We start from the raw sequence: 13523 nt of genomic DNA on the forward strand, positions 1-13523 counted from the left end.
GTTCGATCTTTGGCTCGACCATCGGGCGGCAATTGTCGGATGATGCGCTGGGGTCCATCGCGCTTGGCACCATCTTGGGGGCGGCGGGGCAGAATCTGTTCGAGACGGTGACCCTGGCGGCCCTGGGGGGTGAGGATCTGGGCAAGGCCATTGAGGTGGCGCTGGAGGATTTCGGCAGCAATCTCGAGGGCGCGGCCAAGGGCGCGATCTCGTCTTTCCTGGTGGGGGAACTGCTCAGCCAGATCGGCCTGGAGGGCATTGCCGGGGAGGTGTTGCAGACCACGGCGGGCAGTACCTTGAGCACCATTGCGGGCAACATGCTGGACTCGACAAAAGCCTGGGACGCGGGCCTCAGCGGCGCCAACTTCGCCAATATTCTGGGCGGGTTCGTGGGTGCGAAGCTGGCGTCCGAGGTGGTGAATTTCGACACGATCGGCGGCCAGATCGGGGCGTCGGTGGGCGGCGCCGCCGGGGCCTATGCGGCGGGCAAGCTGCTGGGCGACACGCTGGGCAATTTCCTGGCGCCGGGGCTGGGGGCCTTTGTGGGCTTTATTGTCGGCGGGGTTGTGGGGTCGCTGTTTGGCGGCACGCCGCGCTCGGGGGCGGATGTGATCTTTGATCCCGCGACCGGCGAATTTGACGTAAATAACGTCTGGGCGAAGAAGGGTGGCTCCAAAGAGGCGGCGGAAGGGCTCGCCGCGGCGGCGGCGGAGGCGCTCAACGGCGTGCTCGGGCTGATCGGCGGCGCGGTCGCGAATGAGGGCCGCGTCTCCGGCGGCACCTACGGCCTGCGCAAGTCGGACTATACCTATCGCGTCGACGGCGGCGCCTTTGGTCCCGGCGATCCGGGCAAGCGGACCATCGCCCGCACCTTCGACGGCGATGAAGAGGACGCGGCGGCGCAGCTCATCGAGCACGGGGTGCTGAACGCCCTTGACGATCTGCGGATCGCCGGGGGCGACGTGTATCTGAAACGCGCGCTCTATAACTCGCTCGACAGCCTGCTTGCGGGCGATGACGTGCCCGCCGGCCTCGAAGGCGAGGCGCTGGGCGCGCTCTACGGCAACCTCGCCACCGCGGGCGACTATAAGACTTATGTGGAGAACGCGGCGGCCATCAATGCGATCATGGCGGCGGAGCCGGACAGCGCCTTTGCGGCGGGCTGGATCGTGACGTTGCAGCGGGTGTCGGAACTGGGGCTCAATAAACGGCATGCGGCCGACTGGCTCGGCGGCTGGGACGCCTGGGCGACAACCCACGGGGTGGAAAGCTACGGGCAACTGGATCTCGGGATCGCGCTCAACGGGGCGGGGCAGGCGGAACGGCTCTTGAGCGGCCTGGACGAAAACGGCATAGGGTTCCGCATCCTGGACACGGTGACGCAGGGCGGCCGGGACGTGATTGCGGGCACGGCCGGGGCGGATACGATCACCATTACCGGCGACATGCTGGCGGGCGATGCAAGCCTGAGCGTGAACGGCGTTGCGCAAGACGGCACGGACATGCGCATCGACACGGCGGCGACGGTGCATGGCGGCGCCGGGAATGACGTGATCATCGGCGGCGATCTCGGCAATGAGCTGTTCGGCGACGGCGGCGATGACCTGCTGCGCGGCGGCCTGAAGGACGACTGGCTGTTCGGCGGCGCGGGGGCGGACAGGCTCTATGCCGAAGGCGGCGACGGCAATTATCTTGACGGCGGCGCGGGCAATGACGAGCTTTACGGCGCGTTGGGCTCCGATTGGCTCGACGGCGGCGCGGGCGTGGATGTGCTCGACGGCAATGCGGGGGATGATATTCTCACCGGAGGGGCCGGCGATGGGGATCAGTTGCGCGGCGGGTCCGGCGACGACAGCTACATCCTGCGGCTGGGGGACGGCAAGGATGTGGTGAATGATGAGGCGACGGCCGCGCCGGCGCCGACCCGGTCTGTGAAAAACATCATTGAGGACCGCACCACGGGCCTTCTGGCCCAGAACTGGGCGGGGATTGACCGGCTGGTCGATGTGCAGGCCCCGGCGGTGGAGACGGGCAAGATTTCCGGCGGGCACGATACCCTGATCCTGGGGCAGGGGATTACGGTCGGAGACCTTTCGATCACAAGGTCGGGGACCGAGGCGGCGCCGGGCGATGACCTGATTGTCAAGCTGCGCATTGCCGGGGTGGACACCGGGGACCAGGTGACCTTAACCAACTGGTTCAATGATTACAACCGGATCGAGAAACTGCAATTTGCCGACGGCCAGACCATTGATATCGGCAATTTCGCCACCTTTACCATGGGCACGGACGGCGACGATTATATCATCGGCACTGCCGGCAGAAACTTTGCCCATGGCGGCAGCGGCAATGATGTGTTGCAGCTCCTTTGGGGCGATGATGTGGGCATCGGCGGCATGGGGAATGACATGGTCGCCGGGGATCAGGGGCAGGATATCGTCGTTGGCGGGGACCAGGATGACAATGTCACTGGTGGGTCCGGCAACGATATCGTCTCGGGCGGCCGTGATGATGACCAGCTTTATGGCGGCGCTGGTGCGGATATCCTGGCCGGGGACGAAGGCAACGATATGGTCATTGGAGGGAGCGGCGATGATGTGTTCCGCTTTGGCCGCGGTGATGGCCGGGATGTTCTCTTTGACCAATGGAGCGCCGAATTTGAAAATATTCTGACCAGTGATGGCTATCAGAATGGCTATTACCGGGATCCGGAGACTCTTGAGATCAAGGACGCGGCCGGGAATGTGGTGCTGGGTCCGGGACAATGGGCGATGAACATCGTGTATGACCGGGAAAACGGCATTCTCAAGAAGCATGTTGATGATTATCTGACCGATACCACGGATGCCGGCACTGATACGCTGGAGTTTGATGTCGGCATTGACATCAATGACCTTCAGATGGTGCGCGATGGCGACGACCTCATCCTGGGCATCGAAGGTTATGGCCAGGACCCGGAGACCTTTGCGGAGATTGCCGATCAGATCACGCTTAAGGAATGGAACCGGGACTGGGGGGCGGACGGCAAGCCCATCGAAACCTTCTCTTTCTTTAATACGGGACAACTGGATGCCACCGATATTGATGTCTGGGGCGGGGGCGGCACCGACGGCAATGATACGCTGATTGGCGGCTTGGACAAGGACTGGCTCACGGGCAATGGCGGCGATGACACGATTGATGGCCTGACCGGCGACGATATCCTCAACGGCAATGCCGGTCAGGATATTCTGATTGGCGGGGGCGGCGATGACGTGCTGCTTGGCGGGGCCGGCAACGATATTTTGCGCGGCGATCAGGGCAAGGATGTCCTTGTCGGGGGGGACGGCACAGACATCATATCTTACGAAGGCGCTCTCTCTGCGGTCAATGTGAGCCTTGACGGGTTTGTGGCGTCATCCGGCGACGCCGCGAATGATACATTTTACGGGATCGAGGGCGTTCGCGGTACGGATTATAATGATACGCTCGGCGGCGACCAGGATGCCAATATCCTTCAGGGGGGCAAGGGGGATGACATCCTGTACGGCCAGCTTGGCGATGACATCTATTTGTTCAACCGGGGGGACGGTTCTGACATCATTCATGAACAATCGCATGTTAAAGAAACGGTGGTGGATGTGGGGGGGAATCTTCAGACCCCCTATGAAGCGGACTGGCAGTTCCTCGGCATCGAAGACTTTTATTTCGGCAGCGATCCGCTTTTCAGCTACCGGCTGGTGATTACCGACGGCAGGACCAGAGAAACGGTTTACAGCCAGATCCTCACCTCGTCCAGTTACCAGACCGTCCCGGACCATCTTCCGGCGTCTGGCTGGATTAATGGTTATAGCCGCAGCAGTAACGGCCAGGAAGTGGTGCATACGGCCACCGGCACGCTGGATGGCGGCCAGGATGCGCTGGAATTTGGCGAAGGGATCAGCCTCAGCGACCTGGAGTTTTCGCAAAACGGCTTTGATCTGCAGATTTCTCTTAAGGGCACGACGGACAGCGTCACGATTCAGAAATTTGCGGCGAGTTATGCCCGCATCGAATCCCTGGAGCTGGCCGACGGACTGGCCGTCAATCTGGGCGGACTTGTCCTTGATGGCGTCGGCGCGGCGGGAGACGACTTTCTCGCGGGAACCGCCGGCGCGGACAGCCTGTCTGGTGGGGCCGGCCATGACGTGCTGTCCGGCGGGGATGGGGATGACACCCTGACGGCTGGCCTGGGTGATGATGTTCTGGAAGGCGGGGCCGGCGCGGACAGCCTTGATGGCGGCGCGGGCATGGATATGGTGCGCTATAATGGCTCCGTCTCCGGCGTCACGGTCGATCTGTCTTCGGCTATGGCCGCTTCGGGGGGCGACGCGGCCGGGGATACGTTCAGCGGGATTGAAAATGTCATGGGGTCTGCGTTCAATGACACTCTTTCCGGAGATGCCGCAGACAACCAGATCTTTGGGCGGGCGGGAAATGATACGTTGCGTGGTGCTGCCGGCGCCGATGTGCTGAAAGGCGATGAAGGCGACGATATCCTGTATGGGGAGGTCGGCGAAGATAATCTGTTTGGCGGTGCGGGCGGTGATACGCTCGAGGGCGGCACGGAGAAAGACAGTCTGTTTGGCGGAGAAGGCCATGATACGTTAAGGGGCGATGCTGGAGACGACAGCCTTTATGGAGAGGCCGGAAATGACACTCTTGAGGGGGGCGAAGGCAATGATGTCCTGTACGGCGGCAGGGGCGTTGATATGCTGCAGGGTGGCTTGGGCGACGATTCCTATCTCTTTGGCCGGAATGACGGTCAGAATACGATTATTGACGCATCGGGTGCCAATGAAATCGCCTTTGCGGCCAATGACGTCTCCTATGACCAGCTGTGGTTCAGCAGAAGCGGCGATGACCTGATTATCGAGGTTATTGATGGCGATACCAGGGTGACGCTGCGGAATTATTATGCCGCCGGTACGGCCTTGCGCAGAATTGTGACATCGTCCCATTCCCTGAGCGGCGATCAGATGGATGACCTGGTGGCGGCCATGGCCGGCACTGCGGTTGGCGCAGTATCGGACGCCATAACGGAAGCTCGCGCCGAGGTTTGGCAGGACAATCTGTTTTATCGTGACAGATACGTGATTAAGGGAGGGGCAACCCTTACCGCTGATGGCCGGCAAGGGGATTATATTTTTTATGCCGGGAACTCTTACACCAACACGATCACCGGGGCTGAGGGCAACGACACAATCTATCTGGGGTCAGGTACTTTTTACACTATGTATGGCGAGGCCGGGGATGATACTTTCCGGGTTACTGAGGGCAAAAACGGCCGCATAAATAAATATTATGGCGGCGAAGGGTTCGACAGAATCCTCGGAGATGGCTCCGACAATGAGATACGTATAAAAGTTATTGACGGCATTGAAGAGATTGACGGTGGGGCAGGCTCAAATAGCTTAAAGCTTTATACCGGAAGTTCCAGTAACACATTGGATCTGCGGGGGCTCACTCTGAAAAATATCCATAAAATTGTGGGAACCACTTACACGGATACTATTTACGGAACTGCCGGGGACGAAGTCATTGAAGGAGGGGAGTACGGTGATTTCCTTTACGGTGAAGGCGGCAATGATATCTTTGTTGTCAATGGTGATTCCGGCTATGATAAAATATATGGCGGTTCAGGATATGATACGGTTTTGGGCGGTGATGGTGACGATGTTTTTAGATTGCTGGACATGGATAGTATCGAGCAGATTGACGGGGGACTTGGATATAATGTCATTAAAACCGGGGGGTATAATAGTTATGAAACTGTCGATCTTCGAGGGGTAGATGTAACGAATATTCAAAGGCTGGAGGGGGACAGCTTTTATGATACCTTTTATGGCTCTGCCAATGGTGACATCATTGATGGTAAAGGGAGAGATGATAATCTTTATGGCGAGGGCGGTGACGATATTCTAATTGGCGGTGCCGGAAAAGATAAATTATATGGAGGTGAGGGCAACGATACGGTGGATATGTCCTCCGAAGATGCAACCTATACCGCAGATGTTGATTTGTCTTTGGGCCAAATTATCTGGTCCGACGGAACCAAGGATACATTGAACAGCATTGAAAATATCATTGGCAGTGTAAATGGCGATGCAATTACCGGGGATGCGGGGGACAATATTCTGGATGGCCATGCGGGTGATGACGAGATCTGGGGCGGCGCCGGAGATGATACGCTGATCGGCGGGAATGGCCAGGATATTTTCCATGGCGGGGACGGGGTTGATACTCTTGATTACAGCGCCTTTTCTCTTGGATTGAATATTGACCTGGCCGCCGGCATGGCAGTGAGTTCTGTCGTCTCGGAAACTTTTGATGGTATTGAAAATATTATTGGGGGCTCTACTGACGACAATCTGAAAGGAAACGAAGGAAATAACGTCCTTCATGGTGGGCAGGGCGATGATATTCTGGACGGGCGCAACGGCAATGACACGGCGGTCTTCACGGGGAACAAAGAGGATTATGTTATAGAGACGGATGCGGCGACAGGGCATGTCGTCGTGACCGATAATAATCTTGCAGACGGGGATGACGGCCAAGATCTTCTGAAAAATATCCAGATGATCCAATTTGCGGATCAAACGGTTGACCTTTCCGGTCAGAATCAAGCGCCAGTTTTGAATGTCCCTTTGGCGGATCGCGTGGCGACGGAAGACAGTCCGTTCAGTTTTGTGGTGCCGGAGAATGCATTTCAGGATGCCGACGGGAATATTCTGACCTATAGCGCGACTTTTGCCGACGGATCAGCCATTCCTCTTGAATATTGGCTGCAATTTGATCCCTTGGCGCGAACCTTTACCGGAACGCCGGTGAACAGTGATGTGGGGTCTGTTTCCGTCAAAGTCACGGTGAGCGATGGTCAATATTCTACGGAAGATATTTTTGATGTTACGGTCGCCAATGTCAATGATGCGCCCCATGCATTGACTTTCTCCGGAACAATTGACGAAAACTCTGTGGCGGGCGCTGTAGTCGGGACGGCCATTGTTGGGGATGTGGATGTTAGCGACAGTCATACATATAGCCTTATCGATCCAAGTGGTTTCTTTGAAATTGATGACGCCACGGGAGCGGTGCGGGTAAAACCGGGAGCGGCGCTTGACTTTGAGGCCAGCAACCAACATGCCATCAGTATTATCGTAACGGATGCTGCGGGGGCTTCGCTTGAGCGGGGGTTTGCCATTAATGTGACAAATGTGAATGAAACCCCCACCGATATTCAGTTTACCGGATCGTTGGAGGTTAATGAAAATACCGCCGGCCATATCCTGGGATCTCTTGAGGTGATTGACCCTGACAGTCATCTGGAGCCTTTTGGACAGCACGCCTTAAAGGTCTTTGAAGTTATTGGCGGAATGCAGCAGGCAACTGAATCCACCCGCTTTGAGATTTCCGGGGGCCAGTTGAAGCTGAAAGACGGCGTTGCGCTAAATTATGAAAGCGGTGAAACGTCCATTGTGCTGGCGGTCGAAGCGACGGATGAAAATGGCGCGGGAGGCGCTGTCACAAAAGAATTTACCGTGACGGTCCGTGATCAGGACGACTATCTCTATGGGACAGACAATGATGATCCAGGCCTGAGCGGGGAACAGGGCACGGATTATATTTATGGTTTGGCGGGGAATGACACTCTGCTGGGCCATGACGGCAATGATTTCCTGTATGGGGAAGCCGGGATTGACACGCTTTATGGTGGCGGCGGTCTGGATCGCCTGGAGGGGGGCACAGGAAGTGACACGCTTTATGGGGGCGCTGATGCCGACAATCTGTTTGGCGGGTTCGATAATGATGCTCTCTATGGTGAAGAAGGTAACGACACGCTGCAAGGCGATGAGGGGCAGGATATGCTCTATGGCGGGGCGGGTGACGATACGCTCTATGGCGGGGCGGACAATGATACCCTTCATGGCGGTGAGGGTATTAACCAGTTGAACGGCAATGAGGGAGATGATCTCTTTGTTGCGGGTGTGGGCGCGGATGCCTTTGACGGGGGCACCGGCCTGGATACGGTGGATTATTCGGCTTCTGCGGCAATTAATGTGGATATGCTGACCAATGTTTCAAGCGGCGGGCATGCGGCAGGAGATACTTTTACAGCTATTGAGACAGTTATCGGTACAGCCGAACAGGATGTTATCAAAGGCGACAATGCCGCAAATATCCTCTACGGCGGTGCCATGGCGGATCAGCTCTATGGCAATGGTGGCGATGATACCCTCTATGGGGACGACGGGAATGACACCATCTACGGCGGTGCTGGCATTGACACCATCTACGGTGGCGCTGGGGACGATGTCCTCTATGGGGAAGGCGACAGCGATACCCTCTTTGGCGGCGCTGGACAAGACCATCTTTATGGCGGGAACTCCAGTGATACCCTCTATGGGGGCGATGATAACGATATCCTGGAAGCCGGAGATGCTGGCGACCATCTGTATGGCGAAGGGGGTGACGATTTGCTCATGGGCGGTGACGGGAATGATACCTATCACTTTACCCGCACCTCGGGCAGTGACACCATTGACAACTATGATGCAGATCTCGGGTTTGACCAGATCGGCTTTTCGGCGGATATCGGAAAGGAAAACCTCTGGTTCGAAAAAGAGGGTCGTGATGTCATCATCAAGGTATTGGGGACCTCATCTCAAATAAGGGTGTTGAACTGGTATGATGCCGGCGGAAACCCGCATCAGGACTTTGTCATCAACCTAATTGTGGCCGCAGAAGACTTGTCCTATCCCATCGATGTGGACAGCATGATTTCCCTCATGAGGACCTATATGGACGACAATCCGGGATTTGATCCGGCAAGCGCGAACCCTGAAATTCCGGCCTCAATCCAGTCCTCCATCTACGGGCTGTGGGCCGGCAATACGGCACCCTTGGTGACCAATCTTGATCCTTTGGTAACTGTGGATGAGGATTCCGGTCAGGTGACAGTGACTTTCAACGTCTCTGATGCTGAATCGGCTGCGAGCGCACTGACTTTGGAAAATATCACCTCCAGTAACGATGCTCTTATCGAAGACGGAAGTCTCTCTTATACCAATACAAATGGTTTGATTGAACTCAAGTTTACACCGCTGGCGGATGCAAATGGCGAGGCGGATATTCGATTTGAGGTATCGGATTCCGGTCTTATCACGCCCAAAACCTTCCATGTCGTGGTGACCGCAGTTGCCGATACACCGGATCTGACGGTTACGGATGTATCTGGAAATGAGGGCACAGCGATTGCTCTAGATATTGCAGCGCAACTGACCGACCCTGATGAAACCCTGGAAATTGATGTTGCGGGTGTGCCCGATACGGCCACACTCAATCAGGGGATAAATCTGGGAGGCGGCGTATGGCGTTTGACCAAAACACAACTATCCGGCCTGACCATTACACCGGCGGCTGATGGGTCCGGCACTGATATTACCTTGACCGTGACGGCAAGGTCGGTGGAAGACAATGGGGATACGGCGGAAAATCCGAAACAGGTTTTGGTCGAGGTGAACGGTGCTCCAACTATTGGAGATCACACCCTCAATATCGATGAAAATAACCCTGTCCCGACTACTGTAGGTACTGTGGCCGGATATGATCCGGATCCTTCAGGGGGCGCGCATGGTCAGAAACGTTATTATTTTGCCGGTGGACTGACGACAACGGCGGATGGCTTGTTTACCATTGATAGCGCGACCGGCGTGGTCGAGACGGCCGGTCAGATAGATTATGAGGCCCTGGCCGGGCAGGCCCATCAATATCAATATGATATCGAGATCCGGGACAAGGCGGGAATTGACCAGGTTGATGGAGATTATCTCAGTGATACGGCAAGTTTGACCATCACGGTGAATAACGTCAATGAAGCGCCCGTGTTGAATGTGTCTTATGATCCCGAAATGACGGCGATCAATGAAGATGTCATCTCCCCCACCGGAACGTCGATTGCAACACTGGTGGCCAATGGCTCCATCACTGATCCTGATGGGGCGGAGGTGGAAGCGATCGCTTTGACCGGCCTTAATTCAACGAATGGCGTCTGGGAATATCGCATCGGGGCGGGGAACTGGCAGGCCGTGGGCAGTGTTTCGGTCAGCAATGCGCTGCTTCTTGATGCCGGAGATAGTCTGCGGTTTAAACCGAATGCCCATTATCACGGCGTGCTCTCTGACGCGGCGAGTTTCAAGGCGTGGGACAAATCCTTTGGGACGGCAGGAAGCCGCATTAACGCCTCAGCCGGGGGTGGCGCTTCTGCTTTCTCTGAAGCTGTCGAACAGGCGGCCTTGACGGTTCATGCGGTTAATGACGCGCCGGTTCTGGATAGTAATCCAGTATCTCTGATGAACAGCATTACAGAAGATATCGGGACCGGTGACGGAGGCACAACCATTGCTCAATTGGTGGCGAATGGCGCCATTACAGATGTGGACGGCAATGCCGTCGAAGCGATTGCCCTAACTTACACCGATAACAGCAATGGCTATTGGCAATATAAAGTTGGCGCCGGGAGCTGGACGAATGTGGGTTCTGTCTCTACAACCCATGCCTTGCTGTTGGGGCCGGCGGACAGACTGAGATTCCGGCCCAAGGCCAATTATCATGGCTCCACGGGGAACACCATCAACTACAGGGCCTGGGATCAATCTTCGGGTTCGGCGGGGACCTTTGTCGATGCCTCTGGGGCGGGGGGATCTTCAGCCTTTTCAACGGTGGTTGAAGATGCCAAAATCACGGTGACGCCGGTGAATGATGCGCCCAATACGCCAACACATAGTTATCTCGCGGGAAGTTTCTTGGAGAATACGGCGACGCATGTGGCGACCCTGACGCGCGTCGATGTGGATGGAAACGCCCCCACCCTCGAAATCACCTCGGGCAGCGCCTATTTTGAAATCAGAAATGGCAATCAGCTCTGGTCTCTGGATACGGTAAATTATGAAGCGATCCAGAATATCAATGTATCTGTGCGGGCCAGGGATACGGACAACGGCTATGCTCACGTCACCTCAGGAACCTGGTCCCATAACTTTACGGTGACGGATCAGAATGAAGGATTTATCCTGGTTGTGCCTTCCGTCACTTCCATAAGTGAGCTTTCTGACTTTAATGCGCCGACCGTGGCCACTGTCTCGACAATAGAAGATCCGGATGGTGGCGCATATGGCACCCACGTCTATTCCTTTGTCGGGGGAAGCAATGGAGAAAGTCCCGATGGAAAATTCATTATAAATCCGACAAACGGTCAAATTAAGGTCAATGTGGCGTCAGGGGGATTGGATTATGAAGCCCAAACGGGTGGTTATTGGGATGCTTCGAAGCATCACTTTACTTATACCGTTCAAGCTCAGGACAATAATGGTGCTGGAAATGTTCGAACCGGGGATATTGTCATTCCCTTATTACCAGTGAATGAACCACCGACAATTAATAATGTGTATACCGGAAATGGTTATGCCAATGCTGGGGAAACAGCTACTTTTGGGTATTTTGATGTATATGACCCGGAAGGCAGCGTCAATGTTAGCGTAACGAAAGTTTCGGAAAATTTTTCAAAATTATTTGGAAACCTTTCGCCAACATTTTGGACCGTAAAGTCATCAACGTCAGATCCAACAATATCGCGCTTTACAATAATGGGCTATGTGGCGCGTACTAAAGTTGATCAGCGCGGCAGTGGTTCCATCACATTCCGGCCATATGATGGCCAGTACTATGGGGTTGATGTTCCTGTCACCAATATCAATTACCATTTTAATGGGGTTTGGGATAATGGTGTTCCCGTACCCGTTGCTCTGGACCTTGATGGAGATGGGATCGAATTGATCAGTGTGTATGAGTCCAATGTCAGCATGAATGTGGATGAGGATGCCGCTTTGGAGCGGATCGGCTGGATCGGGGCGGATGATGCCTGGCTGGCGCTGGACAAGGACGGCAGCGGGACCATTGATCATTTCAATGAAATCTCTTTTGTGGCAGATACTTTTGGAGCCAATACCGATCTTGAAGGCTTGGCCGTTTACGATACTAATCTGAATGGCCTACTGGATGAACAGGATGCGCGTTACGATGAGTTCCAACTCTGGCAGGATTCCAACAGCAATGGCCTTGCCGAGGAGGGGGAACTTGTCACGCTTCAACAGGCAGGTATTCGGGCCATAGAGCTTGAACCAACTCCTACGAGGGATACGGCCTCAGGAGCAACCGATAATGTGATCACCGGCACGTCCCGTTACCTTACCGCTGACGGTTCTTTCGGCATTGTCGGGGATGTTGGCGTTGGTTATATCGACGATGATGATCAGGAAGGTAATCTGGCGGATGACGGGGAAGAGGGAAATGACGTTCTGACGCCGGTCGTCTTTGATCTGAAAGGGGATGGCCTGACTCTTTATAACCATTGGCAAAGCGCTGTCTATTTTGATGTGGATCATGACGGAGATCGGGAGAAGACCGGCTGGGTCGGTTCTGATGATGCGATGCTGGCTCTTGATCGCAATCATAATGGCGTTATTGACAATGGTTCGGAAATTTCCTTCTCGGACGATCTGCCGGGTGCCATGACCGACCTTGAGGGCCTTGCCGCCTATGACAGCAATAGTGACGGCATTTTAAACGCCCTGGATGTACAATATTCGGATTTTCTTGTCTGGCAGGATGAAAATCAGAACGGTATATCCGAGCAAAATGAATTGAAGACCCTGCTGGAAATGGATATTGCGTCCATTAATCTAGAACCCTCCACGACCGGCAGCTCTCTTCGGGACTCTGTCGGCAACGTTGTGTTCAATTCCTCCGAATATAGCCGCGCCAATGGCTCGACCGCGACGATAGGGGATGTAGGGCTCCGCTATAATGATGATGATTATATCGAGGGCGTGGCCCCCGTAACTCAGAATATTCATCCGAGGGAGCCGGTGAAAAGGTTCTTCGTTGTTGATTGTCAACATATGAGATCAGAAGTTGAGTTTTTTGAGCGTGAGCTTAGAAATGCCAGAAAAGATTTTTGGCAATCTGGTCTGAACAGAAAAGCAGGATTGGCCAGCGAAACCTTCAGAACGTTCCGGTCAAATGTATCTGCCCTGCAAAAGCAGGAGAATGACGGTCTCCTGTCGTTTCAGGAACTCTTTCGTGACAGATATTTTGGGCGTGGATATTCATCGTTCGACAAACGTCGGTTGGTATCGCAATTTCCCCTGAACCAGTTGGAAGGGGATGATCTGAAACAGGTTAAGGCACAGAAGTCCGCTTCAAAATCGGTGAATGATTTTGTTGAGAGCGGCATGAACGTGCATAGCCTGGTTCAGGCGATGAATAGTTTTGATATTCCTGGCGCGGCTGAGATGAACCGGAATATATGGGAAAATATGGATCGGGAGGGCCCGCGAATATTGGCTTTCTCAAGTCATTAGGAGCTCAAAAAGAGGAGAGGGGAGGCGCAGTGCTTCTCAGGCTGTTACGGCTGAAGCACTGTGTTTCTTGATGAATTAAACGGTGAC

At 55.0% G+C, this 13523-nt stretch carries 1 protein-coding gene; it reads left to right on the forward strand.

The genetic code is table 11. The features are described from left to right. Positions 1–32 precede the first annotated feature (32 nt). Positions 33–13436, forward strand: a complete 13404-nt coding sequence (locus FE788_RS04655) for a cadherin domain-containing protein (RefSeq protein ID WP_138379547.1) — start codon at positions 33–35, stop codon at positions 13434–13436. Positions 13437–13523 lie beyond the last annotated feature (87 nt).

The sequence above is a fragment of the Luteithermobacter gelatinilyticus genome (genome assembly GCF_005849285.1).
GTDB lineage: Bacteria > Pseudomonadota > Alphaproteobacteria > Sphingomonadales > Emcibacteraceae > Luteithermobacter > Luteithermobacter gelatinilyticus.